The organism is Kitasatospora sp. NA04385 (assembly GCF_013364235.1).
Taxonomy (GTDB): domain Bacteria; phylum Actinomycetota; class Actinomycetes; order Streptomycetales; family Streptomycetaceae; genus Kitasatospora.
This window is the reverse complement of the sequence record NZ_CP054919.1, coordinates 1,984,787-2,010,626: the sequence shown is the minus strand read 5'-3', so window position 1 is coordinate 2,010,626 and position 25,840 is coordinate 1,984,787. Positions and strand designations below refer to the sequence as shown.

The following is a 25,840-nucleotide window of genomic DNA, read 5'->3' as shown; positions in this document are numbered from 1 at the left end:
GGGGATCGGATGTCCTTGATCGCGGAACTCGCCCAGCAGTACATCGACGGCAGGTGGCGGCCCGGCACCGGCTCCTGGGACATCGTGGACCTGGACCCCTTCAGCGGGGAGAAGCTCGCCTCGTTCACGGTCGCCACCGCCGAGGAGATCGACCAGGCCTACCGCGCCGCCGAACGCGCCCAGCCCGCCTGGGCGGCCACCAGCCCGTACGAGCGCCGCCTGGTCTTCGAACGGGCGCTGCGGGTGGTCGAGGAGCGCGAGGCGGAGATCCTCCAGGTGATGACCGCCGAGCTCGGCGGCACCCTGATGAAGTCCGCCTTCGAACTCTCGCTGGTCAAGGACATGCTGCGGGAGGCCGGTTCGCTGGCGCTGCGCGCCGAGGGGCGGATCCTGCCCTCGCCGGTGCCCGGCAAGGAGAACCGCCTCTACCGGCTGCCGGTCGGCGTGGTCGGCGTGATCAGCCCGTTCAACGCCCCGGTCTTCCTCTCGCTCAAGGCCGTCGCCCCGGCGCTCGCCCTCGGCAACGCGGTCGTCCTCAAGCCGCACCAGGACGCCCCGGTGGCCGGCGGCACCCTGATCGCCAAGGTCTTCGAGGAGGCCGGGCTGCCGGCCGGCCTGCTGAACGTCGTCCTCACCGACATCGCCGAGATCGGCGACGCGTTCATCGAGCACCCCGTGCCCAAGGTGATCGCCTTCACCGGCTCCGACGCGGTCGGGCGGCACGTCGCCGCCGTCGCCGCCGGCCAGCTCAAGCGCACCGTCCTCGAACTCGGCGGCAACAGCGCGCTGGTGGTGCTCGACGACGCCGACCTCGACTACGCGGTGGACGCCGCCGTCGCCAGCCGCTTCGTCCACCAGGGCCAGATCTGCATGGCCGCCAACCGGATCCTGGTCGACCGGGCGCTGTTCGCCGAGTTCAGCGAGAAGTTCACCGCCAAGGTCGCCGCGCTGTCGGTCGGCGACCCCGGCGACCCCGCCACCCAGCTCGGCCCGCTCATCAACTCCAACCAGGCCGAGGCGATCACCGCCGAGGTCGACCGCGCGGTGGCGGCCGGGGCCCGTGCCCTGCTGCACGGTTCGACCGTCGGCACCCTGGTCCGCCCGACCGTCCTCACCGACATCCCCGCCGGGGACCCGATCCTGCGCCGCGAGGTGTTCGGCCCGGTCGCGCTGCTGATCCCCTTCGACGGTGAGGACGAGGCCGTCCGGATCGCCAACGACACGCCCTTCGGCCTGTCCGGCGCGGTGCACACCGCGAACACCGAGCGCGGCGTGCGCTTCGCGCAGCGGATCGACACCGGCATGATCCACGTCAACGACGGGACGATCGCGGACGAGCCGATCGTGCCGTTCGGCGGCGAGAAGGGCTCCGGCGTCGGGCGGTTGAACGGCGACACCAGCGTGGACGCGTTCACCACGGTGAAGTGGATATCGATCCAGCACGGGCGCTCGCGCTTCCCGTTCTGAGCCGCGGGGGAGGGGGCCGGACGCCCCGGCGTCCGGCCCCCTCCCCCGCGTCCGCTCAGGGCCGGGCCGGCTGCGGCAGTTGCGGCAGGCCGTCGGCGAGGCCGAGCACGACCCGGGTGCCGAGCGGGCGGGCGAGCCGGAACTCGACCGGGGCGGCGCCCCGGCTCGCCGGGCACGCCTCGCCGGGGGCGGTCCGGCGCGGGGTGGTGTGCCCGATCAGGACGACCACCAGGTCGGTCTCGTAGACGCTGCCGGGGTCGACCGCGGCGCAGCCGGAGGGGACGTACCCGGTGAGCAGCAGGCCGTCGGGGGAGACCGCGGACAGGGACGCGGGGGTGCCGTCGGCGCTCCACGGGCCGGCCTCGGTGGGCCCGGGACGGGGGAGGGACCGGCCGGCCTGCGGGAGGACGGCGGGGTAGCGGAACGGTTCGGCGTAGCCCGCGACGGTGAACTCCCAGACCGGGACGGTGGCCGGGCCCCGGCTGGTGGCGACCTCGCGGGTGCCGGGGCGGACGGCGGTGACGGTGAGCGCGGGGCACGCCCCGGCGCAGCCGGGGGCGCCGCCCGGGATCGCGTCGAAGGCGGCCCGGGCGGAGCGCTGCGGGAGGGTGAGGGCGGAGCCGTCGGCGAACCGGACCTCGGTGAGCCCGGAGACGGAGACCGGCAGGGCGGCCTCCAGGTCGAACCGGTGGCCGTCGTAGGCGGCCTTGTCGGCGCCGCTGTGGAAGGCGTCGGAGGGCAGCCACTCGGTGGTGTCCTCGACCGGGTAGTAGCCGTGCTCCCACGCCTGCCGGAGGTCGGAGCCGGGCCAGGCCGCGGCCACCTCCGCCGCCCGCTCGGCGGCCGCGCCGCTCGCGGGCCGCGGCTCCGGCCCGGCCGGGACGGTCGTGGCGGGCGCGGCCTTGCCGTCGCCGCCGCCGACCGGGTGGCTCGCGCACCCGGTGAGCAGCAGGGCCGCCGCCGCGCCCGCCGCCAGTGCTGTCCGTACGCGCATCTTCCGTCGTCCCCCCGGGCGTGTGGTCCCGGCGCCGACGGCCGGACGGGGCTTGGACGGGGCCGGGCGGCGGCCGGTTCCCGGTGCGGCGCGGGCCGCCCGGGGAGCGGTCCCCGGGCGGCCCGGACGGTTCGACGGAGCGTCGGGTGCTAGAAGACCGGGACGCCGGCCCGGACCAGGCGCCAGCTGCCGTTGGCGCCGCCGGAGAAGTCGGCCGGGTCGATGACGCCCTTGGCCTTCACCCAGGCGATCATCGTGTTGCGGATCTCGTCGGAGTTCGCCCACACCTGCTGGGCGGCGGCGACGTGCGGGAAGTTGCCGCCGCCGGCGGCGCGGTAGTTGTTGACGGCGAGGACGAACGTCGCCGCCGGGTCGACCGCCGCGCCCTGGTGCGACAGGTTGACGATCCGGCTGCCGACCGGCTGTGCGATGTCGATGTCGTAGGACAGGCCGTAGATCGAGTCGTAGTTGTAGTCGGGGGTGTTGTCGGCCTGGTTGGTCAGGGTGGCCGGGTCGATCGGGGCGCCGGGGGCGACCTGGGCGTAGTACTTGGCGGAGTACTCCAGGTAGTCCTTGAGCTGGGCGCCGGTCAGGATCCGGGCCTCCAGGGTGTTCTCGTAGATGTACAGCCCGGCCGCGTCGCGCAGCTTGACCTCGCCGGCCGGGATGACCGCGGTGCGGTTGAACGGCGCGGCCTGGGCGAGCACCGGCAGCGCGGCGTACTGGCCGCCGGCCAGCGCCTCGCGCACCGCGTCGGCCTGGACCCGGCCGATCAGGTCGATGATCGGGGTGTCCTTGAACCGGGACTCGGCGATGGAGAGGGTCTCCTTGCAGGTGCCGATGACCTGGTTGACGTAGGCGACGACCTTCTGGTGCTGGTCCTTGACCAGCTTGACGATCTTCGGGTCCTCGGCGACGGTGTTGGAGTTCAGCAGCCGGGCGCTGACGCCGGTGACGCTCCACCGGCCGCGGGCGAACTCGACCTCGAAGTCGAAGCAGGTCAGCCGCTCGCCCCAGAGCGCGGGCTCGGAGAGCACGACGTTCTTGCCGGTCTTCTCGTTGACCACGATCCGCTGCGGGACCTCCTTGTGGGCGTGGCCGACCAGGATCGCGTCGATGCCGGGCACGGTCGCGGCGGTCTCGGCGCCCGCGTTCTCCGAGTAGGGCAGCTGGTCGCCCCAGGAGGAGCCGCCGTCCACGCCGGTGTGCGCGGTGAGCACGACCACGTCGGCGCCGGCCGCGCGCACCTTGGGGACCCACTTGGCGGCGATCTCCGGGATGCCCGGGAAGGCCAGCTTGCCCTGCACGTTGCCCTTGTCCCAGATGGCGATGCCGGGGTTGGTCAGGCCGAGGATGCCGACCCGGAGCGGGCGGCCGTGGCCGAGGTGCAGCTCGCGGATGACGTACGGCGGGAAGGCCGGCTTCTCGCTCTTGGCGTCGACCGCGTTGGCGCCCAGCAGCGGGAAGTGCAGCTGGTCCTGGTAGGCGCGCAGCAGCGGGATGCCGTAGTTGAACTCGTGGTTGCCGAGCGCGGCGGCGTCGTAGCCGATGGCGTTCATCGCGCTGGCCATCGGGTGGCGCGGGGCCTTCTTGCCGGTGATCGGCTCGATCCGGGCGAAGTAGTAGGAGAGCTGGGTGCCCTGGATGGTGTCGCCGGCGTCGATCAGCAGGGTGCGGCCGCGGCCCTTCTCCCGGCGGACCTGCTCGACCAGGGTGGAGATCTTGGCCAGGCCGACGTCGTTGTGGGCGGCGTCGTCGTACTCGGAGTCGGTGAAGTACTCCCAGTTGAGGACGTGGCCGTGCAGGTCGGTGGTGCCCATCACGGTGAAGGCGGCCTTGAACGGGGTGGGCCCCTTGCCGCGGGCGTCGTCCCGGTCGTGGTCCGCGGCGGCGGCGGGGGCGGCCGCGAGGCCGCCGGCCAGGGCGGCGCCGGCCGCGGTGGCGGCGGAGCGGGTGACGAAGTCACGGCGGTTCAGGGGCATCGAGGACTCCAAGTCGGGCGGTACGGGCGGTCAGCGGGCGTCCGGGCCGGGGCAGGTGACACCCCGCCACCCGTGGTGACGCGCGTAGAAAACGCGTCTGGCAGTCTGCCGCTTTCCGGCCGCCGGGGCCAGACCCTCCGGCCATCCAACAGGTGAGACGTGGGTGACCTCCGCGTGACGCGGCCCGCCCGGCCGCACGCGCGTGCGTCAATCCGGGCCCCGGGCGCTCACCCCGCGCGCCACCCGCCGCGCGCTGCGGGCCCGTTCACCAAATCTTTCGCCAACTGCCATGGGAGGACTGGCCGGAACAGCGCTGTTACGACCCGGTAATGCCTAGGCTCTGCTGTATGCGCCGAGCAAAAATCGTTTGTACTCTCGGGCCTGCCGCCGACTCGTACGACCAGATCAAGGCCCTGGTCGACGCGGGCATGGACATCGCCCGACTGAACCTCAGCCACGGCTCCCACGCGGAGCACGAGGATCGTTACCACCGGGTCCGCAAGGCCTCGGACGAGTCGGGCCGCAGCGTCGGTGTGCTCGCCGACCTCCAGGGCCCGAAGATCCGGCTGGGCACCTTCGCCGACGGGCCCGTCCTGCTGGAACGCGGGGACGAGTTCACCATCACCGTCGACGACGTCCCCGGGGACCGCGAGATCTGCGGCACCACGTACAAGGGCCTGGCCGCGGACGTCTCGCGCGGCGAGCGGATCCTGGTCGACGACGGCCGGGTCTGCCTGGAGGTCACCCACGTCGAGGGCCCCCGGGTGCACTGCATCGTCATCGAGGGCGGCCTGGTCTCCGACCACAAGGGCCTCAATCTCCCCGGCGTCGCCGTCTCGGTGCCCGCGCTCTCCGACAAGGACGTCGAGGACCTGCGCTGGGCCCTGCGGACCGGGGCCGACATCATCGCGCTGTCGTTCGTGCGCAGCGGGCGGGACGTCGAGGAGGTGCACCGGATCATGGCCGAGGAGGGCCGCCGGATCCCGGTCATCGCCAAGATCGAGAAGCCGCAGGCGGTGGAGAACCTGGAGTCCATCGTGGACGCCTTCGACGGCATCATGGTCGCCCGCGGCGACCTGGGCGTCGAACTCCCGCTGGAGCAGGTGCCGATCGTCCAGAAGCGCGCCGTCAAGCTGGCCAAGCGCAACGCCAAGCCGGTCATCGTCGCCACCCAGATGCTGGACTCGATGATCAACGCCTCCCGGCCGACCCGCGCCGAGGCCTCCGACGTCGCCAACGCGGTGCTGGACGGCACCGACGCGGTGATGCTCTCCGGCGAGACCTCGGTCGGCAAGTACCCGGTCGAGACGGTCAAGACGATGGCCCGGATCGTGGCGGCCGCCGAGGAGGACGTCCTCGCCGCCGGCCTGCCCGCGCTCACCGCCAGCAGCAAGCCCCGCACCCAGGGCGGCGCGGTCGCCCGGGCCGCCGCCGAGATCGGCGACTTCCTGGACGCCAAGTACCTGATCGCGTTCACCCAGAGCGGCGACACCGCCCGCCGGCTGACCCGCTACCGCTCGCCGATCCCGGTGCTGGCGTTCACCTACGAGCCCGCCGTGCGCAGCCAGTTGGCGCTGACCTGGGGCGTGGAGACCTTCCTCGGCCCGTTCGTCACCACCACCGACGAACTGGTCGCCCAGGTCGACTCCGCGCTGCTGAGCCTGGGCCGCTGCAAGCCCGGCGACGTCGTGATCATCACCGCCGGCTCCCCGCCCGGCCTGGCCGGCTCCACCAACCTGGTGCGCGTCCACCACGTCGGCGAGCTGGACAACTGACGCCCGCGCCGCGCGGCCCCGGCCCGGAACGGGCCCCGGCCGCGCGGCCGTCCGACGGCCTGTCAGGCCCGCCGCTCCGCGCCCTGACGGGTTGTCGGTAGCATGCCCCGGGTGGGGTTCCGGGGGTCGGGGCCGCACCCGGGGACCAGGGGGAAGACGCAGTTTGATACGCCGCCGCCGCACCGCCGTGCTCTGCGCCGCGGCCGTCCTCACCGCGGGCTGCACCCCCTTCGGCGCGGACACCCTGCGGGCGGTGGAGTCCGGCCCGGCCGAACCGCCCGCCCGCACCGTCGCGGTCGACCGGACCGCCTGGTGGGGCAGCAGCTCCTACCGGCTCACCGAGGTGACCACCACCCGGCAGCCGGACGGCCGCACCGCGGTCGAACTCGTCCTCGGCGTCGTCGTCGAGTCACCGGTGCCGGTCGCCGCCGCACCGCCCAGGGCCACCCTGGAGTCCGACGGCGTCGCCGTCAGCGGCGCGCTGGAGATGACCCCGCCGCCCTACGGCCGGGCCTCGCTGACCGCCACCGTGCAGGACGTCGGCACCCCCGGGCAGCCGCTCGACCCCGACCGCCTCGCTCTGGTGCTCACCGCCCCCGGCGCGGCCCGCGCGGTGCTCCCGATCGGCACCCGGTCCGGCCAGGACCCCACCGACCTGCGCCCCGTCCCGCTGCGCGCCTCCACCCAGACCGTGCACACCGGCCGCTACCGGCTCACCCTGGCCGCCGCCCGGCTGCGCGCGGACTGCACCGGCGACACCGGCCCCGCGGCCACCGTCGTGCTCGGCACCGTCCCGGTCGTCCCGCGCCCGCTGCGCGCCCTGAAGCCCGGTCAGCACACCGCGCAGATCCTGTTCGAGGCCCCGCCCGGCACCACCGGCGACAGCCTGCTGCTGCACCTGACCCTGCCCGACGGACGGCGGATCGCCCCCAGCCTGCCGATCGGGGCCACCCCCTACCCCGACCCGAGCGGCCGGGTGAACCTGGCGGCCTGGTTCGACTTCTACGGCGACACCGCCGGTACGTACACCCTGGAGGCGGCGGACCGCGAGGACCCGGAGGACCCGGAGGTGCTCACGCTGGTCGCCGGGTGAGACCGGCCCCCGCCGGGCGCGGAACGCAGAACGGTTCCGAGGCCGGGTGGCCTCGGAACCGGAGCGGAGCACGTGCCCCGAGTGGGATTCGAACCCACACCGGACGGTGTTTGAGACCGTTGCCTCTGCCGATTGGGCTATCGGGGCCCAGCGGATCGGAGGCCGGACCCCCCACCCGTGGTGAACCAAACATACCGTGTCTGGGTAGGCTCATGCATGCAGCACCCCGCCGGACCGAGGAGCCCCGTGAGCACCGCCGACGAGCAGGCCCAGCCGCTTGACACCGACCCGCCCCAGATCACCCGAATCGTCATCGCCGAGGACGAGGCACTGATCCGCCTCGACCTCAAGGAGATGCTGGAGGAGGAGGGCTACACCGTCGTCGGTGAGGCCGGAGACGGCGAGACGGCGGTCAGGCTGGTCGAGGAGCTCAAGCCCGACCTCGCCATCCTGGACGTGAAGATGCCCGTCCTGGACGGCCTCTCGGCCGCCGAGCGGATCCACGAGCAGCACCTCGCCCCGGTGCTGATGCTCACCGCGTTCTCCCAGCGCGAGCTGGTCGACCGGGCCCGGGACGCCGGCGCGATGGCGTACATCGTCAAGCCGTTCAGCAAGAGCGACCTGGTGCCGGCGATCGAGATGGCGGTCTCCCGCTACACCGAGATGCGCACCCTGGAGCAGGAGATCGCGGACCTCTCGCAGCGGCTGGAGACCCGCAAGCTGGTCGACCGCGCCAAGAGCGTGCTGCAGACCAAGTTCGGCCTGAACGAGCCCGCCGCGTTCCGCTGGATCCAGAAGACCTCGATGGACCGCCGGATGACCATGGCCGCGGTCGCCGAGGCCGTGATCGAGGAGGGCGCCGCCCAGGACCGCAAGAAGGCCGAGGCCGCCGAGGGCTGAGCCCCGCCCCCGCCGCGCGTGCCGGTGCCCCCGTCCTCGGCCGAGGACGGGGGCACCGGCACGCGCGCGGTCAGTCCTCGCCGAGGTACTGGCGGCGCACCGACTCGTCGTGCAGCAGCTCCGTGCCGGTGCCCGACAGGGTGATCCGGCCGGTGGTCATCACGTACGCCCGGTCCGAGAGCGAGAGGGCGGCCTGCGCGTTCTGCTCCACCAGCAGGATGGTGGTGCCCGCGGCCTTCAGCTCCACGATGGTCGCCATGATCTTCTGCATCATCAGCGGCGACAGGCCCATCGACGGCTCGTCCAGCATCAGCAGCTTGGGCCGGGACATCAGCGCCCGCCCCATCGCCAGCATCTGCTGCTCGCCGCCGGAGAGGGTGCCCGCGGCCTGCTTGCGGCGCTCGGCCAGGATCGGGAAGAGCGTGCAGGCCCGCTCCACGTCCTCGGCGATGCCCGCCGCGTCCCGGCGCAGGAACGCGCCGAGCAGCAGGTTCTCCTCGATGGTCATCCGGGGGAAGATGTGCCGGCCCTCGGGGGAGTGCGCCAGGCCGAGCGCGACGATCCGGTGCGCGGGCACGGTGTCGATCGCCGCGCCCCGGAACAGGACCTTGCCCGAGGTCGGCCGCAGCAGCCCGGACAGGGTGCGCAGGGTGGTGGTCTTGCCGGCGCCGTTGGTGCCGATCAGGGTGGTGACCTCGCCCTCCGCGACCGTGAACGAGATGCCCTTGACGGCCTCGATCTTGCCGTAGGCGACACGGAGGTCCTCGACCTCCAGCAGAGCGGTCACTGGCCGTCCTCCTGAGCTGCGGTGGTTCCTTCGAGCGGGGCGCCCAGGTACGCGGCGACCACCCGCTCGTCGTTCTGGACGGTCTCCCGGTCGCCCTCGACGATCTTCCGGCCCTGCACCAGCACCGCGGTGCGGTCGCACAGGTTGAAGATGAACTTCATGTCGTGCTCGATCACCAGCACCGCGATCCCCAGGTCCCGGATCGCGAACACCAGCTCCTCGGCGGCCCGGGTCTCCTGCGGGTTCATGCCCGCCGTCGGCTCGTCCAGCAGCAGCAGGCCCGGCTCGGACGCCAGCGCCCGGGCGATCTCCAGCTTCCGCTGCTCGCCGTACGGCAGGTTGCGGGCCAGGTGGTCGGCCTTCGCGCCGAGGCCGCAGAACTCCAGCAGCTCCCGGGCCCGCTCCCGGCTCTCCGCCTCGGCCCGCCGGTAGCGCGGGCCGCGCAGGATCGCCGAGAACAGCCCCTCCTCGGTGCGGGTGTGCCGCCCCACCAGGACGTTCTCCAGCGCCGTCATGTTGGCGAACAGCCGGATGTTCTGGAAGGTGCGGGCGATGCCCGCCTGGGTCACCAGGTGCGGCTTCGGCGGCAGCACCGTGCCCTTGTACGTCACGGTGCCCTCGGTCGGGACGTACAGCCCGGTCAGGCAGTTGAAGAAGGTCGTCTTCCCGGCGCCGTTCGGGCCGATCAGGCCGACGATCTCGCCCTGGCGGACCGTCAGGTCGACGTCGTTCACGGCGGTCAGGCCGCCGAAGCGCATCACCACGCCGGAGGCCTCCAGCACGGGGGCGGCGGGCGGTCCGGACGCCGGGACGGCGGCGGGGGCGGTGTCGGTGGTCACGGCGCTCACGCCCCCGTCTTGGTCGGTACGTCGTCGATCGGGGCGGCCTGCGCGGGCAGCTGCGCCTCGTGGAACTCCAACTGCTGCCGGCGGCCCGCGATCAGGCCCTCCGGGCGGAAGCGCATCAGCAGGACCAGCGCCGTGCCGAACGCCAGCAGCTGGTACTGCTGCAGGAACTCCAGCTTCGCCGGGATCAGGAACAGCAGCGCCGCGCCCACCAGCGGGCCGCTGATGGTGCCCATGCCGCCGAGGATCACCGCGGCCAGCAGGAACGCCGAGTTGGGCGGCGTCGGCCCGCTGAACAGGTACTGGTCGGGCGAGATCGCGCCGGACACGTGCGCCTGCACCGCACCGGCCAGGCCCGCCAGGGTCGCGCCCAGCGCGAAGGCGATCAGCTTCACCCGGAAGCCGTTGATGCCCATCGCCTCGGCCGCCGTCTCGTCCTCCCGGATCGCCACCCAGGCCCGGCCGATCCGGGAGTTGGCCACCCGTCCGAACACCGTCACCACGATCGCGGTGGCCACCAGCATCAGCAGCAGGTAGTTGCCGTTCTTGCCCAGGTGCAGCAGCCCGAAGTCGTGCGCCTCGCCGAAGTCGAAGCCGAACAGGCTGACGTCCGGGATCGCCGCGATGCCGTTCGGGCCGTTGGTCAGGCTCGGGCCCGACGTGCCGTCCAGGTTGTTCATCGCGATCCGGAAGATCTCACCGAAGCCCAGCGTCACGATCGCCAGGTAGTCGCCGCGCAGCCGCAGCGTCGGGGCGCCGATCACCACGCCGAACACCAGCGCCGCCAGCGCGCCGATCAGCACCGCCACCGGGAACGGCAGGTGCAGGTCCCGGAAGACCGAGAACCTCGACCCCGACACCAGCGCGGCCGCGTAGGCGCCCACGCCCAGGAAGGCCACGTAGCCGAGGTCCAGCAGGCCCGCCAGGCCGACCACCACGTTCAGGCCGAGCGCGACCGTCGCGAAGATCAGGATGTTGGTGCCGATCAGCACGTACGTCTCGCTGCTCTGGGTGAACGGGAACGCGCCCGCCGCGGCGAACGCCGCGCCCGTGGTCACCGCCCGGTGCCGGGAGGTCAGTTCGCGCAGCCGGCCCACCGCGCCGGACGCCAGCAGCGCCGCGGTGCCGAAGGCGGTCAGCAGCAGGAAGCCGATGAACAGCTCCCCGTACTCGGTGGAGACGCCGAACTCGACCACGCCCAGGCCCACCGCGAACACCGCGGTCACCACCAGGATCTCCGCCCAGCCGGGCAGCGCCCGGGCGGCGGGCAGCGGGCGCTCGATCCGGCCGATCCGCAGCCAGCCGTCCAGCAGCCGCCACAGCCGCAGCAGCGCGATGGCCGCGGGCAGGGCGACGAAGAACCACAGGTTCTCGGTGAAGACCGGCCGGATGCCGGGCGGCACCGCGTGCAGCGCCCAGCCCTGGCCGAAGCCGACCCGCAGCACCACGGAGACCACCAGGGCCGCGTACAGGCCCCAGTGCAGCTCGGGGTGGCGGACGGTGCGCCGGCGGTCCAGCGGCAGGCCGAGCGCGCCGACGACGGCGAGCAGCGAGCCGACCGCGGCCAGCCAGCCGCCCGGGTCCAGGTTGACCAGGCCGTCCAGCTCGACGGCGATGGCGCCCGCCGAGTACCAGCACACCGCGAGGGTGCCGAGCGCGGCGAACAGCACGCCGTTGGCGCTGCCCGACGGGTTCAGCCAGCGCAGGCCCCGCAGTCCGTGCCGGGCCAGCGCCAGCAGCGCGGTCAGCACGCCGCCGACCAGCGCCAGCCACTGCAGGCCGGCCGGGGAGGCGTAGTACGTCAGGTCGCCGGGGAAGTCCGCCGTCCAGGTCCAGGACATCGCCGAGGAGGCGGCGGCCAGCACCCCGCCGGCCACCACCGCGCCGAGCGCGGGGAGGGCGGGCAGCGGCAGGACCCGGGTGGTCTCGTGGGTGGTCTCGTTCATCGTCCTCACACCCGATCCGCGACGCGCTCGCCGAGCAGGCCCTGCGGCCGCACCAGCAGGACCACGATCAGCAGCACGAACGCCCACACGTTGGCCCAGGCGCCGCCGCCGAGCTGGTGCATGCCCGGGACGTCCTGCACGTACGCGGTGGCCATCGACTCGGCCACGCCGAGCACCAGGCCGCCCAGCATCGCGCCGTAGATGTTGCCGATGCCGCCCAGCACGGCGGCGGTGAACGCCTTCAGGCCGGCCAGGAAGCCCATCGCGAAGTCGACCTGGCCGTAGCGCAGCCCGTGCGCGACCGCCGCGACGGCCGCGAAGCCCGCGCCCAGCGCGAACGCGACCACGATGATCCGGTCGGTGTCGATGCCCATCAGCTTGGCGGTGTCCGGGTCCTGCGCGGTGGCCTGCATGGCCCGGCCGGTGCGGGTCAGCCGCACGAAGGCGGCCAGCACCAGCATGCACAGCGGCGCCGCCACCAGCAGGAACAGGTCGTTGCGCTGGAGGTGGAAGGAGCCCAGGCCGATCGGGTCGCCGGCGAACTGCGGGAAGGACAGCGCCTTCTTGCCGTTCGGGTAGAACGCCCACACCACCTGCTGCAGCGCGATCGACAGGCCGATCGCGGTGATCAGCGGCGCCAGCCGGGGCGCGGTGCGCAGGGGCCGGTAGGCGAACCGCTCGGCGGCGGTGGCGGTGAGCACGGAGGCGATCACACCGCCGAGGATCATGACCGGCAGGGCCAGCCAGAGGGAGGTGCCGTGCGGCAGCGCCGCGTAGGCGGTCAGCGCGCCGAAGCCGCCGATCATGAAGATCTCGCCGTGGGCGAAGTTGATGAGCTGGACGATGCCGTAGACCATCGTGTAGCCGATGGCGATCAGGCCGTACATCAGGCCGAGCATCAGTCCGTTGGCCAGGTTTTGCGGCAGTTCGTGCACCGCGGGCCTCCGTGGATAGGGGGGTACGAGGAGGCGGAGGGCACTCGTGGTGCCCTCCGCCGACACGGCTGTCTCTTGCGGGGGGTGGTGCGGTGCGGATCAGCCGCTGTAGGTACCGCTCTTGACCTTCTTCCACGCGCCGTCCTGGACGCTGTACACGGTCAGCTGCTTGTTGGTGGTGTCGCCGTACTCGTCGAAGGCGACCGGGCCGGTGACGCCGGTGAACTTCACCTTGCCGAGCTCGCCCAGCACCTTGGTGCGCAGGTCGGACGGCACCTTGCCGCCGTTGTGCTCGACCGCGGCCTTGACCGCCTCGATGATCGACCAGGCGGCGTCGTACGAGTAGCCGCCGTACGCCGCGTACGGGTCCTTGTAGCTGGCCGCGGCGTAGTTGGCGACGAACTCCTTGGCGGTGTCCAGCTCCTCGACCGGGACGCCGACCGAGGTGGCCAGGTCGCCCTCGCCGTTGCCGTTGGCGAGCTTGATGAACTCCGGGTCGTAGATGCCGTCGCCGCCGAACAGCGGGACCTTCGCGCCGCCCTTCTTCAGCTGGTCGCTGAGCGGGCCGGCGTCCGGGTACTCGCCGCCGTAGTAGACCGCGTCGGCGCCGGCGCCCGCGACCTTGGTGGCGATGGCGGAGAAGTCCTTGTCGCCCGGGTTGATGTGGTCGGTGCCGACCACGGTGCCGCCGAGCTTCTTGAACTCGTCCGCGAAGATGGCGGCCAGGCCCGCGCCGTAGGTCTTCTTGTCGTCGACGACGTAGACCTTGGTCTTCTTGGCGTCGTTGTACAGGTACTGGGCGGCGAACTTGCCCTGCACCACGTCGGTGGTGGCGGTGCGGAAGTACGACTGGTACTGGCGGACGAACTTGCCGCTGCCCCAGTCCGGGCCCAGCGACAGGTCGGGGCTGGTGTTGGCCGGCGAGACCTGGGCCAGCTTGGCGTCGTCGAAGACCTTCTGCATGGTCAGCGAGACGCTGGAGTTGAGCGGGCCGACCACGCCGACGACGCCCTTGCTGTCGACCAGCGCGGTGGCGTTCTGCTTGCCGGTGGTCGGGTTGGCCTGGTCGTCCTTGGCGTCGATGGAGAACGTCACGCCGGGGACGTAGTTCTTCTCGTTGGCCTGCTTGGTCGCCAGCTCCACCGAGTTCCGGATGCCCAGGCCCAGCGCCGACAGGCTGCCGCTGATCGGCGCGTCGACGCCGATCACCACCTTGACGGCGGACTTGCCGTCGCCGCTCGCGTTGTCCGCGCCGGAGTCGGACTTGCCGCCGCGCGAACCGCAGGCGGACAGGGTGAGCGCCGCGGTCACTGCAATGGTCACGGCGAGAAGTGAGCTCTTTCGCACGACGAGGGTCTCCTTCTGGATCTGGAGGACACGCGCACAGGGCTGGCGGTGCCGGATCGCGACGGCCCAGCCCGAAAACCGGACGGAGCGGTAACTGGGCGTGACTCTAGACCGCCGCTGCCGACTCGGGCAGAGGGGCGGGGGAGGCTGTGATTCTCTTGTTATGACCACGGCGGATGTTGATCTCACATCATGGTCGAAAACCCCAGGTGGAGGCCGGAATTCCGGGCTCCGTCCCGATGAGCGGATGCTCCCCTTCCTCAACTCCCTGGTCACGACCAGGATCTCCGATTATCGGACGGGTTTGTCCGGCGTCGGAGGGGTGGTCGCGAGCGTCCGATAATCGGTGCCGCCGCAGGCCGTGTGCAGCGCCGACGAGAGACTCGGGGCGGAGGGGCCGTCCAGGAGCGGGCTCACCGTCTCCATTGCGCGCGTGTTACGCAGCGTTACATCCAGAAGCGGCAGGGGCGTGTCCGTCGGCATCGCCGAACAGTCCGTCACCCGCAGCCCCAACCGCAGCGACACCGCCCCGCCGGGCGGCACCGTCCGCGGCAGCCAGCCCGACACCAGCACGGTCAGGCCCCGCAGGCCCTGCCGCACCCCCAGCACCTCCACCGGACCGGGCCCGGTGTTGTGCACCGCCAGCTCCAGCGCGAAGGACTCCTGCCGGGCCGGGACCGGGCCGACGTACTCGAACCGGGTGGACTGCGAGGGGAAGGGCAGCACCTGCCGCTGCGGCGGGGGCGAGTTCGCCGCCTGCTCAGGGTAGTTCGCCACCTGCCGGGCCGTCAGCACCGCCGCCCCCAGGAGCAAGAAACTTGCCAGCAGCCACCTCTGACGAGCGGTCAGGAGCCGCGGCGGGCCGTCCGGAGCCGGCCCGGGGCGCAGCACCAGCGGCGCCCAGGCGCCCTCGCCCGGCTCGACCGGGCCGACCGACCCGCAGACCCCCCGCGGCGGTTGCGGTGATTCGCGCTCTGCGGACATGGCGGCGCCCCCTCGTCCAGCCGAGACTGCCCCTGACGGGGAACGGCCAAACCACGAGGGGGCGCGGAGGAGGAGCGTGCGCCTGGAAACGTGCGCCTAGAGGTCGCGCAGCATGCAGGTCAGCCGGCAGGAGGTGATCCGGCGGCCGGTGTCGTCCGTCACCGCGATCTCGTACGTCGCCGCGGTGCGCCCCTTGAACACCGCCGTCGCCACGCCCGTCACCAGGCCCGAGGTCGCCGAGCGGTGGTGCGTCGCGTTCAGGTCCACGCCCACCGCGTAGCGGCCCGGCCCGGCGTGCAGCATCGCGCCGATCGAGCCCAGCGTCTCGGCCAGCGCCGCCGACGCCCCGCCGTGCAGCAGCCCGTACGGCTGCTGGTTGCCCTCCACCGGCATCGTCCCGACCACCCGGTCCGGCGAGGCCTCGACGATGGTGATGCCCAGCTTCTCGCCCAGGTGCCCGCCGGAGAAGGTCTCCTGGCTCACCCCCAGCTTGGCGAAGTGGTCCAGCACGTCCTGGGGCACTTTCAGTACGGGCGACGCGTCGGTCATGGTGCTCCCTGCTTCCGGGTTCGCTTCGTTGCGCGTCGATCGTACGACTGTCTACCGGGCGGTAGGGGAGGTCCTCCGCGCCGCACCGGGGATGTCCTGGTCACGCCCTAGGATCGGGGAGGCAGTGCAACCGGCAGGACGGGATCGGGACGTGGCGACACAGGGTGCGGGTAAGAGTGCGGCCGGACGGCCCCGGCTGATGCTGCTGGACGGGCATTCGATGGCCTACCGGGCCTTCTTCGCCCTGCCGGTGGAGAACTTCTCCACCGCCACCGGCCAGCACACCAACGCCGTCTACGGCTTCGCCTCGATGCTGGCCAACACCGTGCGGGACGAGCGGCCCACCCACCTCGCGGTGGCCTTCGACCTGTCCCGGCAGACCTTCCGGGCCGTCGAGTTCCCCGAGTACAAGGCCAACCGCTCCGCCACGCCGGACGAGTTCCGCAGCCAGATCCCGCTGATCGGCGAACTGCTCGACGCCATGCGGGTGCCCCGGATCACCGCCGAGGGCTTCGAGGCCGACGACGTGATCGCCACCCTGGCCACCGCCGCCGCGGCCGCGGGCTTCGAGGTGCTGATCGTCACCGGCGACCGGGACTCCCTGCAGCTCGTCACCGAGGACGTCACCGTCCTGTACCCCACCAAGGGCGTCTCGGAGTTGACGCGCTACACCCCGGAGAAGGTCGCCGAGAAGTACGGCGTCCGCCCCGACCAGTACCCGGACCTCGCGGCCCTGCGCGGCGACCCGTCCGACAACCTGCCCGGCATCCCCGGCGTCGGCGAGAAGACCGCCGCCAAGTGGGTCAACCAGTACGGCTCCTTCGCCGAACTGGTCGAGCACGCCGACGAGGTCAAGGGCAAGATCGGCGAGAAGCTCCGCGAGCACCTCGACTCCGTCAAGCGCAACCGCTTCCTCACCGAGCTGGTGCGGGACGTCGAACTCCCGCTCGGCGTCCCCGACCTGGAGCGCGCCCCGTTCGACAAGGACGAGGTCGCCCGGCTGATGGAGGCGCTGGAGTTCCGCAACCCCAACTTCCGCGACCGGGTGGCCGGCATCGACCCGGCCGGCGCCGAGTCCGCCGCCGTCGAGGTCCCGGCCGGCCCCGCCGTCGACGGCGACCTGCTCACCGGGCCCGGCGCGCTCGCCGCCTGGCTGGAGCAGCACACCGGCGAGGACGCCCGCACCGCGCTCGCCGCCGACTACACCTGGGCCCTGGGCACCGGCAAGGTCGACCAGATCGCCCTGGCCACCGGCACCGCCGCCGCCTGGTTCGACCCCGCCGCGCTCGCCGAGGACGACGACCGCGCCCTCACCGCCTGGCTCGCCGACCCCAAGCGCCCCAAGGCGCTGCACATCGCCAAGCAGGTGATGCGGGCCTTCGCCGAGCAGGGCTGGCAGTTCGCCGGCGTCACCGCCGACACCGCGCTCGCCGCCTACCTGGAGAAGCCCGGCCGCCGCGCCTTCACCCTCGACGTCCTCGCCGAGGAGTACCTGGGCCGCTCGCTCGCCCCCGCCGCCCAGACCGAGACCGGCCAGCTCAGCTTCGACTCCGACGAGCCCGACCCGACGGCCGGCGCCCAGGCCCTGATGACCCGGGCCCGCGCCGTCCACGACCTCGCCGTCCTGTTCGACACCCGGCTCGCCGAGGTCGGCGCGGTCGAGCTGTTCCACGACATGGAACTGCCGATCGCCGAGCTCCTCGCCCGGATGGAGCGCCACGGCATCGCCGCCGACCGCGAGTGGCTCCGCGGCCTGGAGTCCCAGTTCGCCGCCGAGATCCAGCGCTGCGTCGAGGAGGCGCACGCCGCCGCCGGCCGCGAGTTCAACCTCGGCTCGCCCAAGCAGCTCCAGGAGGTCCTGTTCGGCGACCTCGGCCTGCCGAAGACCAAGAAGATCAAGACCGGGTACACCACCGACGCCGACGCGCTCACCTGGCTCGCCACCCAGACCACCAACGAGCTCCCGGTCATCCTGCTCCGCCACCGGGACCAGGCCAAGCTGCGCACCACCGTCGAGGGCCTGCTCAAGACCGTCTCCCCGCAGGGCCGGATCCACACCACCTTCAACCAGATGGTCGCCGCCACCGGCCGCCTCTCCTCCCAGGACCCGAACCTGCAGAACATCCCGGTCCGCACCGAGGAGGGCCGCGCCATCCGCCGCGCCTTCGTGGTCGGCGAGGGCTACGAGACGCTGCTCACCGCCGACTACTCGCAGATCGAACTGCGCATCATGGCCCACCTCTCCGGGGACGAGGCCCTGATCGAGGCCTTCACCACCGGCGAGGACCTGCACACCACCGTCGCCTCCCAGGTCTTCTCGGTCGCCCCCGGCGACGTCGACGCCGAGATGCGCCGCAAGATCAAGGCCATGTCGTACGGCCTCGCCTACGGCCTGTCCGCGTACGGCCTCTCCCAGCAGCTCGGCATCAAGCCCGCCGAGGCCCAGGGCCTGATGGACACCTACTTCGAGCGCTTCGGCGGCGTCCGCGACTACCTGCACGACGTGGTCGAGGAGGCCCGCGCCGTCGGCTACACCGAGACGCTGCTCGGCCGCCGCCGCTACCTGCCCGACCTCACCAGCGACAACCGGCAGCGCCGCGAGATGGCCGAGCGGATGGCCCTCAACGCCCCCATCCAGGGCTCCGCCGCCGACATCGTCAAGATCGCCATGCTCCGGGTCGACGAGGCCCTGCGCGCGGCCGGCCTCACCACCCGGATGCTGCTCCAGGTGCACGACGAGATCGTCCTGGAGGTCGCCCCCGGCGAGCGCGAGCAGGTCGAGGCGCTCGTCCGCGAGCAGATGGCCGGTGCGTACCCGCTGCGCGCCCCGCTGGACGTCTCGGTCGGCGCCGGCCCGAACTGGGAGACCGCCGCGCACTAATCACGTTGCGGGCGTCCGGCCGGTCCGCCGAGACTGGCCGGATGCCCGCCACCACCACCTTCGCCGACAAGCCCACCCTGGTGGGCGAGAAGGTCCTGCTGCGGCCCGTGCGGCCGGAAGAGGACCTCCCCATGCTCCGCGCCGTGATCGACGACCCGGACGTGCTCCGCTACACCTCTGACGCCCACACCCCCGCACCCCCGGTCTGGGACGAGGCGAGGGAGCGCCGCGTCGTCGACTGGTACACCACCCGCAACGAGCAGACCGACCGCCTCGACCTGATCGTGGTCGACCGCGCCACCGGCCGCGGCGTCGGCGAGATCGTCCTCAACGAGTGGGACGAACCCAACCGCGCCTGCAACCTCCGGATCGCCCTCGGCCCCGACGGCCGCGACCGCGGCCTCGGCACCGAGGCCGTCCGCCTGCTCACCGACCACGCGATCCGCGCCCTCGGCCTCAACCGGGTCTCGCTCTCCGTCTACGCCTTCAACGGCCGGGGGCGACGGGCCTACCAGAAGGCCGGGTTCCGGGTCGAGGGGGTGCGGCGGCAGGTGCTGCGGTACGGCGACGAGTGGATCGACGACATCGACATGGCGGTCCTGGCGGAGGACTGGGCCTGACCGCACCGCCCCCGTGGGCCGCCACTATGCTTCGCGCACCGAACGACCGGTGCGAACGCAGAGGTGGGACCGTGAAGGCGTGGCAGGGGAAGGGCCGTCGGGCCGGGATCGTGGCGGCGGTGGCCGCCGCGGCGGTCGGCGGGGCGGTGTGGGCGGCGGTGCCGGGTTCCGGCCCGCGCCCGGACCCGGCGCCGCAGGCCGTCCCGGCGGCCCCGGTGGCGAGCACCGCGCCCAGCGCCACACTCAGCGCCGCGCCCGGCGCCACACTCAGCGCCGTGCCCGGCGACACCGCGACGCCCCCGCCCGCACCGTCCCCGGCACCCTCGCTGTCGCCGTCGGCCGCACCCTCGCCGAGCGCCGACCGGGTGCCCGGCCCGACGTCGAAGCCGACCGCCGGGAAGCCGAAGGCGTCGAGGACGCCGATCACCGAGGTCGTCCCCGGCACGCACTGCAACTGCGACGACACCCCGCCGAGCCGGAACCCGGACTGCCACCACGACGCCCAGGGCCGGTTGATGGCGTGCGGGCCGATCCTCACGGGGATCCCGCTGCCCGGCCCGGCCGCGGGGCTCCCCTCGCAGCCCACCTCGCCGTTCCCGGCCCACCCCTGACCGGCCGTCACCTGCGCGGGTTGGCCCGGCGGGTGGCCTCCGCCGTGGTGGGGTCCTCGGGCCAGGGGTGGCGGGGGTAGCGGCCGCGGAGGTCGGCGCGGACGGCGGGGTAGCCGGTGCGCCAGAACGAGGCGAGGTCGCCGGTGACGGCGGCCGGGCGGCCCGCGGGGGAGAGCAGGTGGACGGTGAGCGGGACGCGCCCGCCGGCCAGCGCCGGGGCGGCGGCCCAGCCGAACAGCTCCTGGAGCTTCACCGCCAGTACCGGCCGCTCGGGGTCGCTCGCGTAGTCGACCCGGATCCGGCTGCCGGTGGGCACGGTGATCCGCTCCGGGGCGAGTTCGTCGAGCCGTCCGGCCTGGCCGCTCGCCCAGGGCAGCAGGCGGGTCAGCGCGGCGGCGGTGTCGATCCGCTCCAGGTCGGCCCGGCGCCGGGCCCGGGAGAGCTCGGGCTCCAGCCACTGCTCGGCGGCGGCCAGCAGCGCGGCGTCCGCGACGTCCGGCCACGGCTCGCCGATCGCCCGGTGCAGGAAGGCGAGCCGTTCGCGCAGGCCGCTCGCGGCGGGCGGCCAGCGCAGCAGTACGGAGACGCCCTCCCGTTCCAGGCCCTCCAGCAGCGCGGCCCGCAGCAGCGCCGGGTCGGGCGCCGTGAGCGGGACGGCGGCCAGTTCGATCGCCCCCAGCGACTCCACCCGCCGGGCGGCCACCTCCCGCTGCCGCACCGACCAGTGCACCTCCTCGCGGGCCGCCAGCAGCGGCGCGGCCGCCCGCCGGGCGGTCGCCTCGTCCACCGCGACCGCCCGCAGCACCCGGGCGGAGGGCGACCCGGCGGGCCGGTCGGCCACCGCGACGGCCANCCAGCCGCCGGCCGGCAGCCGCGTCCCGGGCGGCAGCTGCGCGGCCGTCCCGGAGGCCATCAGGTACGCCCCCTCCCCGCCCTCCCGGGCCCGCGCCACCCGCTCCGGGTACGCCAGCCCGACCACCAGCCCGGCCGCGACGGCGTCCGACGGCCCGGAGGCCGCGCCGGACACGGCACCGGCCGCAGCGGCCTCCCGGCCGGAGCGCGCGCCACCGGCGGCCCGCCGTTCCGCCGCGCGGTCGCCGCCGTGCGGTCCGGCGGTCGCGCCCGTTCCGCCCGATGCGTCCGTTCCGCCCGGTGTGCCCGTCCCGGTCGTCGTGCCCGTCCCGCCCGCCGTGCCCGTTCCGCCCGGTGTGGTCCGCCGTCGGGTCGTGCCGTCGCGGTCCATCCCGGTCGTCGGGTCCGTCCCGCCCGCCGTGCCCGGCTGGCCGGTCGTGCCGTCGCGGTCCGTCCGGGTCGTCGTGCCCGTCCCGCCCGTCGTGCCCGTCCCGCCCGCCGTGCCCGGCTGGCCGGTGGTGCCGTCGTGGTCCGTCCGGGTCGTCGTGCCCGTCCCGCCCGCCGTGCCCGGCTGGCCGGTGGTGCCGTCGTGGTCCGTCCCGGTCGTCGTGCCCGGCCCGCCCGCCGTGCCCGCCGTGCCGTCGTGGTCCGGGCCGTCCGTCGGGTCCGTGTCGCCGCCCGGGCCGGTCAGGGCGCGTTCGAGGCGGCGGGTCTCCTCCTGCCAGCGGCGGGCGTACGGGTCGGCGGGGGAGCGGCGGACGGTGCGGTGGATCTCGGCCAGGTCGTCGCCGAGGGCGCGCGGGGGCTCCTCGGAGAGCAGGGCGACGAGTTCGGCGGCGCGGCGCGGGCCGACGGCGGGGCGCCGTCGAGCAGGGCGCGGGCGAGGCGGGGTGCAGGCCGGTGCGGGCGATGGCGCGGCCGCGGTCGGTGGGGCGGCCGTCGGGGCCGACGGCGGCGAGGGCGCGCAGGACCTCGCGGGCGTCGGCCATCGCGCCGGCCGGCGGCGGGTCGGGCAGGGTGAGGCCGGTGGCGTCGGGGTCGCCCCAGCAGGCGGCCTGGAGGGCGAAGGAGGTGAGGTCGGCGAGGGCGATCTCGGGGGTGGGGAAGCGGGCCGCGCGGGCGTCCTCGGCCTCCGACCAGCAGCGGTAGACGGTGCCGGGGGCCTCGCGTCCGGCCCGGCCGGCCCGCTGCCGGGCGGCGGCCAGCGAGGTGCGGACGGTGACCAGGGCGGACAGGCCGCGGGCGTGGTCGGTGCGCGGCTCCCTGGTCAGCCCGGAGTCGACCACGACCCGCACGCCCGGCACGGTCAGCGAGGACTCGGCGACCGAGGTGGCCAGCACCACCCGCCGCCCCCCGCCGGGGCCCAGCGCCGCGTCCTGCACGGCCTGCGGGGCCCGCCCGTGCAGTTGCAGCACCTCGACGCCGTCCAAGACGCCGTCCAACTGCCCGGCCACCCGGGCGATCTCGCCGACGCCGGGCAGGAAGCACAGCACGTCCCCCGCCCGCTCGGCGAGCGCCCGGCGCACCGTCGCCGCGACGTGCGACAGCAGCGCCGGGTCGACCCTGGTGCCGTGCGCGGGCCGGACGGCGGACGGCGGCGGGGCCCAGACCGTCTGCACCGGGTGCGTGACGCCCTCGGCGGCCACCACGGGCGCCCCGCCCAGCAGTTCGGCCCAGGCGTCGGTGTCGGCGGTCGCGGAGGCCAGCAGCAGGCGCAGTTCGGGGCGCAGCGCGGCCCGGACGTCCAGCAGGAAGGCCAGCGCGGTGTCGGCGTCCAGGTGCCGTTCGTGGCACTCGTCGAGCACCACCGCGTCCACGCCCGGCAGTTCGGGGTCGCGCTGGAGGCGCTGCAGCAGGACGCCGGTGGTGACCACCTCGACCCGGGTGCCGGGCCCGGCCCGCCGCTCGCCGCGCACGGTGAACCCGACCCGGGCGCCGACCGGTTCCTCCAGCAGCCAGGCCATCCGCCGGGCCGCCGCCCGCACCGCGAGCCGGCGCGGTTCGGCCACCAGCACCCGGCGCGGCTCGCCCCCGAGCAGGCCGGCCAGCGCGAGCGGCACCAGGGTGGTCTTGCCGGTGCCGGGCGGCGCGGACAGCACCGCCGTGCCGTGCCCGTCCAGGGCGGCGGCCAGGGCGGGGAGCGCCGCGCCGACGGGCAGGTCGAGCCCCCCGGTCCGCACCGCGCTCAGCCGTTCCGGCGGGCGACGAAGATCGCCGTGCCGGGGATGTGCTCGCCGCGCAGCGGGCTCCAGCCGCCCCACTCCTGCTCCAGCCCCTCCGGCCACTCCGGCTCCACCAGGTCGAGCAGGGTGAACCCGGCCGCGACCAGCTCCCGCACCCGGTCGCCGACGGTGCGGTGGTGCTCGACGTAGGTGGCGACGCCCTCCTCGTCCTGCTCGACGTACGGGGTGCGGTCGAAGTACGAGGAGCTGGCGGTCAGGCCCTCCACCCCGGGCTCGTCCGGGAACGCCCAGCGGATCGGGTGGGTCACCGAGAACACCCAGCGCCCGCCGGGCCGCAGCACCCGGTGCACCTCGCGCATCAGCCGCCCGGTGTCGGCGCTGAACGGCACCGCGCCGTACGCCGAGCAGGCGTGGTCGAAGGAGCCGTCGGCGAACGGCAGCACCGCCGCGTCCGCCTGCACCACGGCGACGGGCTCCAGGCCGCGGCCCAGGTCGATCCGGCGGGAGTGCTGCAACTGCCGGTAGGAGATGTCGAGGGCGACCGGGCGGGCGCCCTGCGCGGCCAGCCAGCGCGAGCACTGCGCGGCGCCGGAGCCGATCTCCAGCACGTCCGCGCCCTTCAGCCCGGCCGGGTCGCCGAGCAGCCGGGCCTCGGCCTCGTCGACGCCCTCCGGGCACCAGGTGAACCGGTCGTCGCCGAGGAACTCCCCGTGCTCGTCCTGGTAGTCGTCGGCGTTCCGGTCCCACCAGTGCCGGCTGGCCCGGCTCGACTCCTGCTCGCCGGCCTCCCGGCGCAGCGCCTCGTCGCCGTCCTCCTCCTCGTCCGGCTGCCCGGGGGAGGAGGGGACGTCGTACCCGGCCGGGTCGTAGTCGAAGGGCTCGGCGTCGCCGGGGGTGGAGTGGGTCATGGAATCCGTCACCTGGTGCATCGGGGAGGACCCGGCGGGCGCCGGGTCGGGCGGGCCCCTGGCGCAAGCCGGGGCGGGACGTCAAGTAGGCTATGGGCTTGCGGAAGCGCTGCTGCTGCGGAGCCGGGCCCGTACGGGGACCGGGTCGGGCCGTGGCATCCGGGGTAGGGCCCGTGCTCCAGCCGCCGTCAGGCGCGCCACCGGAGGATATGGCCTGATCCGTCCCGGCCTCCACCGTCTCGTCGGCTTCGACGTTGACCGTGCCTGGGTGTCCCCGTATGCTACAAGTTGCGCTGCGGGCCTGCGCGCCTCGGACGGAGCAGGTCGCGCTCGCATCTGTCGAAGACCCCACGGTCGTCAGACGGACACCGGGACCCTGTCGTTTGCGGGAGTCCTTCCGGTGGGCCGTTCTCTGGCCTGCACGGCTTTCGGTGGGAGCGATCAGGGCCCTCCGCGTGGCATTACCTACGACTTCATGTCCGTACCGGAGCCCTTTTCCTAATGACGAGCCCCACCGACACCTCTGTCAGCACCACCCCGCAGGTCGCGGTCAACGACATCGGCGACGCGGACGCGTTCCTCGCCGCGATCGACGAGACCATCAAGTACTTCAACGATGGCGACATCGTCGAGGGCATCATCGTGAAGGTCGACCGTGACGAGGTGCTCCTCGACATCGGTTACAAGACCGAGGGTGTCATCCCCTCCCGCGAGCTCTCGATCAAGCACGACGTTGACCCGCACGAGGTCGTCAAGGTCGGCGACGAGATCGAGGCCCTGGTTCTCCAGAAGGAGGACAAGGAGGGTCGCCTCATCCTGTCCAAGAAGCGTGCGCAGTACGAGCGCGCCTGGGGCACGATCGAGAAGATCAAGGAAGAGGACGGCATCGTCACCGGTACCGTCATCGAGGTCGTCAAGGGTGGTCTCATCCTCGACATCGGCCTCCGCGGCTTCCTCCCGGCCTCGCTGGTCGAGATGCGTCGCGTCCGCGACCTCCAGCCCTACGTGGGCAAGGAGCTCGAGGCGAAGATCATCGAGCTGGACAAGAACCGCAACAACGTGGTCCTGTCCCGCCGCGCCTGGCTGGAGCAGACCCAGAGCGAGGTCCGCCAGACCTTCCTCACCACCCTGCAGAAGGGCCAGGTGCGCTCCGGCGTCGTCTCCTCGATCGTCAACTTCGGTGCGTTCGTCGACCTCGGCGGCGTCGACGGTCTGGTGCACGTCTCCGAGCTGTCCTGGAAGCACATCGACCACCCGAACGAGGTCGTCGAGGTCGGCCAGGAGGTCACCGTCGAGGTTCTCGACGTGGACATGGACCGCGAGCGCGTCTCCCTGTCGCTGAAGGCGACCCAGGAGGACCCGTGGCAGCAGTTCGCCCGGACCCACCAGATCTCGCAGGTCGTCCCGGGTAAGGTCACCAAGCTGGTTCCGTTCGGTGCGTTCGTCCGCGTGGACGAGGGCATCGAGGGCCTGGTCCACATCTCCGAGCTGGCCGAGCGCCACGTCGAGATCCCGGAGCAGGTCGTCCAGGTCGGCGACGAGATCTTCGTCAAGGTCATCGACATCGACCTCGAGCGCCGCCGCATCAGCCTCTCGCTGAAGCAGGCCAACGAGTCCCTCGGTGCCGACCCGGCGTCGGTCGAGTTCGACCCGACCCTGTACGGCATGGCCGCGTCCTACGACGACCAGGGCAACTACATCTACCCGGAGGGCTTCGACCCCGAGGCGAACGACTGGCTGCCCGGCTTCGAGAAGCAGCGCGAGGAGTGGGAGCGGCAGTACGCCGAGGCCCAGGCCCGCTTCGAGCAGCACCAGGCCCAGGTCATCAAGTCCCGCGAGGCCGACGCGGCTGCCGCCGCCGAGGCCGGCGAGGAGGCCCCGGTCTCCGGTGGCGGCTCGTACTCCTCCAGCAGCGACGAGGGCTCCGGCGCGCTCGCCTCGGACGAGGCCCTGGCCGCGCTCCGCGAGAAGCTGGCCGGCGGCCAGAGCTGAAGCACTGCGCTTCGGCGGCTGCCTAGCTGACTGAACAGCGACCCCCCGTCCCAGGGTTTCCCTGGAGCGGGGGGTCGCTGCTTTCTGCCCGCCCACCCACGGGTGGGTGCACAGGGCGTGGTGCTTAAGTGGCGTTTATGTGAAGGGAATTGTGAGATGAGGCTCATCGTCCGGCTATAGGACGAAAGC

Annotated in this window: 18 protein-coding genes, 1 tRNA gene and 1 pseudogene; 8 read left to right on the top strand and 12 right to left on the bottom strand. The window is 73.4% G+C overall.

The features are described from left to right. Positions 1–9: 9 nt before the first annotated feature. Positions 10–1,467 (top strand): aldehyde dehydrogenase family protein, encoded by a 1,458-nt coding sequence (locus HUT16_RS08710; RefSeq protein WP_176187057.1) that lies wholly within the window; start codon positions 10–12, stop codon positions 1,465–1,467. Between the two features lie 55 nt (positions 1,468–1,522). On the opposite strand, the gene HUT16_RS08705 is transcribed toward HUT16_RS08710, so the two are convergent. Both HUT16_RS08705 and HUT16_RS08700 read right to left on the bottom strand, forming a co-directional pair. Next, a complete protein-coding gene (locus tag HUT16_RS08705) occupies positions 1,523–2,461 on the bottom strand; it encodes a hypothetical protein (protein ID WP_176187055.1) in 939 nt (312 codons plus the stop codon). 149 nt (positions 2,462–2,610) lie between these two features. Next, positions 2,611–4,443 (bottom strand): bifunctional UDP-sugar hydrolase/5'-nucleotidase, encoded by a 1,833-nt coding sequence (locus HUT16_RS08700; RefSeq protein WP_176187054.1) that lies wholly within the window; start codon positions 4,441–4,443, stop codon positions 2,611–2,613. Between the two features lie 347 nt (positions 4,444–4,790). On the opposite strand from HUT16_RS08700, the gene pyk reads away from it, so the two are divergent. Continuing rightward, the gene (pyk, locus tag HUT16_RS08695; protein WP_176187052.1) at positions 4,791–6,218 is read left to right on the top strand and encodes a pyruvate kinase; all 1,428 of its coding nucleotides are present in this window, start codon (positions 4,791–4,793) and stop codon (positions 6,216–6,218) included. A 163-nt stretch (positions 6,219–6,381) separates the two neighbouring features. After that, positions 6,382–7,311 (top strand): hypothetical protein, encoded by a 930-nt coding sequence (locus HUT16_RS08690; RefSeq protein WP_176187050.1) that lies wholly within the window; start codon positions 6,382–6,384, stop codon positions 7,309–7,311. A 73-nt stretch (positions 7,312–7,384) separates the two neighbouring features. On the opposite strand, the gene HUT16_RS08685 is transcribed toward HUT16_RS08690, so the two are convergent. Further along, positions 7,385–7,458: transfer RNA gene (locus HUT16_RS08685), tRNA-Leu, on the bottom strand. A gap of 99 nt (positions 7,459–7,557) precedes the next feature. On the opposite strand from HUT16_RS08685, the gene HUT16_RS08680 reads away from it, so the two are divergent. Then, positions 7,558–8,211 carry an ANTAR domain-containing response regulator gene (locus HUT16_RS08680; RefSeq protein WP_176187048.1) on the top strand — a complete coding sequence of 218 codons (654 nt, stop codon included), beginning with the start codon at positions 7,558–7,560 and terminating at the stop codon, positions 8,209–8,211. A gap of 70 nt (positions 8,212–8,281) precedes the next feature. On the opposite strand, the gene HUT16_RS08675 is transcribed toward HUT16_RS08680, so the two are convergent. The 7 genes from HUT16_RS08675 to HUT16_RS08645 all read right to left on the bottom strand — a co-directional run bounded on the left by HUT16_RS08675 (position 8,282) and on the right by HUT16_RS08645 (position 15,604). Continuing rightward, entirely contained in the window at positions 8,282–8,998 is a 717-nt protein-coding gene (locus tag HUT16_RS08675; protein WP_176187046.1) for an ABC transporter ATP-binding protein, read from the bottom strand. Further along, positions 8,995–9,756 carry an ABC transporter ATP-binding protein gene (locus HUT16_RS08670; protein WP_254898270.1) on the bottom strand — a complete coding sequence of 254 codons (762 nt, stop codon included), beginning with the start codon at positions 9,754–9,756 and terminating at the stop codon, positions 8,995–8,997. The genes HUT16_RS08675 and HUT16_RS08670 overlap by 4 nt, the downstream gene beginning before the upstream one ends. A gap of 86 nt (positions 9,757–9,842) precedes the next feature. Continuing rightward, complete coding sequence (locus tag HUT16_RS08665; protein ID WP_176187044.1) at positions 9,843–11,789, bottom strand: branched-chain amino acid ABC transporter permease; 1,947 nt, start codon at positions 11,787–11,789, stop codon at positions 9,843–9,845. Between the two features lie 5 nt (positions 11,790–11,794). Continuing rightward, on the bottom strand, positions 11,795–12,724 hold the full coding sequence (locus HUT16_RS08660) for a branched-chain amino acid ABC transporter permease (protein WP_176187043.1): 930 nt from the start codon (positions 12,722–12,724) through the stop codon (positions 11,795–11,797). Positions 12,725–12,823: 99 nt separating this feature from the next. Continuing rightward, on the bottom strand, positions 12,824–14,071 hold the full coding sequence (locus HUT16_RS08655) for a branched-chain amino acid ABC transporter substrate-binding protein (RefSeq protein ID WP_176187041.1): 1,248 nt from the start codon (positions 14,069–14,071) through the stop codon (positions 12,824–12,826). 291 nt (positions 14,072–14,362) lie between these two features. After that, positions 14,363–15,055, bottom strand: a complete 693-nt coding sequence (locus tag HUT16_RS08650) for a hypothetical protein (RefSeq protein WP_176187039.1) — start codon at positions 15,053–15,055, stop codon at positions 14,363–14,365. A gap of 96 nt (positions 15,056–15,151) precedes the next feature. Beyond that, positions 15,152–15,604: a PaaI family thioesterase gene (locus HUT16_RS08645; RefSeq protein WP_176187037.1), complete on the bottom strand. Its 453-nt coding sequence runs from the start codon at positions 15,602–15,604 to the stop codon at positions 15,152–15,154. A 151-nt stretch (positions 15,605–15,755) separates the two neighbouring features. Between HUT16_RS08645 and polA the strand changes: the two genes are divergently transcribed. The 3 genes from polA to HUT16_RS08630 all read left to right on the top strand — a co-directional run bounded on the left by polA (position 15,756) and on the right by HUT16_RS08630 (position 19,716). Beyond that, positions 15,756–18,485, top strand: coding sequence for a DNA polymerase I (gene polA / locus HUT16_RS08640; RefSeq protein WP_176187035.1), 2,730 nt, complete (start codon positions 15,756–15,758; stop codon positions 18,483–18,485). Between the two features lie 41 nt (positions 18,486–18,526). Next, positions 18,527–19,105: a GNAT family N-acetyltransferase gene (locus tag HUT16_RS08635; RefSeq protein ID WP_176187033.1), complete on the top strand. Its 579-nt coding sequence runs from the start codon at positions 18,527–18,529 to the stop codon at positions 19,103–19,105. Between the two features lie 71 nt (positions 19,106–19,176). Then, positions 19,177–19,716, top strand: coding sequence for a hypothetical protein (locus HUT16_RS08630; RefSeq protein WP_176187032.1), 540 nt, complete (start codon positions 19,177–19,179; stop codon positions 19,714–19,716). Positions 19,717–19,723: 7 nt separating this feature from the next. Here the strand turns inward: HUT16_RS08630 and HUT16_RS08625 are convergent. Together HUT16_RS08625 and HUT16_RS08620 are read right to left on the bottom strand one after the other, a co-directional pair. Next, positions 19,724–22,748: pseudogene (locus HUT16_RS08625) on the bottom strand (ATP-dependent RNA helicase). A gap of 5 nt (positions 22,749–22,753) precedes the next feature. Further along, on the bottom strand, positions 22,754–23,659 hold the full coding sequence (locus HUT16_RS08620) for a class I SAM-dependent methyltransferase (RefSeq protein WP_254897716.1): 906 nt from the start codon (positions 23,657–23,659) through the stop codon (positions 22,754–22,756). A 501-nt stretch (positions 23,660–24,160) separates the two neighbouring features. On the opposite strand from HUT16_RS08620, the gene rpsA reads away from it, so the two are divergent. Beyond that, a complete protein-coding gene (gene rpsA / locus HUT16_RS08615) occupies positions 24,161–25,651 on the top strand; it encodes a 30S ribosomal protein S1 (protein WP_030460063.1) in 1,491 nt (496 codons plus the stop codon). Positions 25,652–25,840 lie beyond the last annotated feature (189 nt).

Excerpts from the sequence above, each read along its gene's own strand:
- HUT16_RS08710 (WP_176187057.1), top strand. The coding sequence starts at position 10 with ATGTCCTTGATCGCGGAACTCGCCCAGCAGTACATCGACGGCAGGTGG.
- HUT16_RS08705 (WP_176187055.1), bottom strand. The coding sequence starts at position 2,461 with ATGCGCGTACGGACAGCACTGGCGGCGGGCGCGGCGGCGGCCCTGCTG.
- HUT16_RS08700 (WP_176187054.1), bottom strand. The coding sequence starts at position 4,443 with ATGCCCCTGAACCGCCGTGACTTCGTCACCCGCTCCGCCGCCACCGCG.
- pyk (WP_176187052.1), top strand. The coding sequence starts at position 4,791 with ATGCGCCGAGCAAAAATCGTTTGTACTCTCGGGCCTGCCGCCGACTCG.
- HUT16_RS08670 (WP_254898270.1), bottom strand. The coding sequence starts at position 9,756 with ATGCGCTTCGGCGGCCTGACCGCCGTGAACGACGTCGACCTGACGGTC.
- HUT16_RS08665 (WP_176187044.1), bottom strand. The coding sequence starts at position 11,789 with ATGAACGAGACCACCCACGAGACCACCCGGGTCCTGCCGCTGCCCGCC.
- HUT16_RS08650 (WP_176187039.1), bottom strand. The coding sequence starts at position 15,055 with ATGTCCGCAGAGCGCGAATCACCGCAACCGCCGCGGGGGGTCTGCGGG.
- HUT16_RS08645 (WP_176187037.1), bottom strand. The coding sequence starts at position 15,604 with ATGACCGACGCGTCGCCCGTACTGAAAGTGCCCCAGGACGTGCTGGAC.
- HUT16_RS08635 (WP_176187033.1), top strand. The coding sequence starts at position 18,527 with ATGCCCGCCACCACCACCTTCGCCGACAAGCCCACCCTGGTGGGCGAG.
- HUT16_RS08620 (WP_254897716.1), bottom strand. The coding sequence starts at position 23,659 with ATGACCCACTCCACCCCCGGCGACGCCGAGCCCTTCGACTACGACCCG.
- rpsA (WP_030460063.1), top strand. The coding sequence starts at position 24,161 with ATGACGAGCCCCACCGACACCTCTGTCAGCACCACCCCGCAGGTCGCG.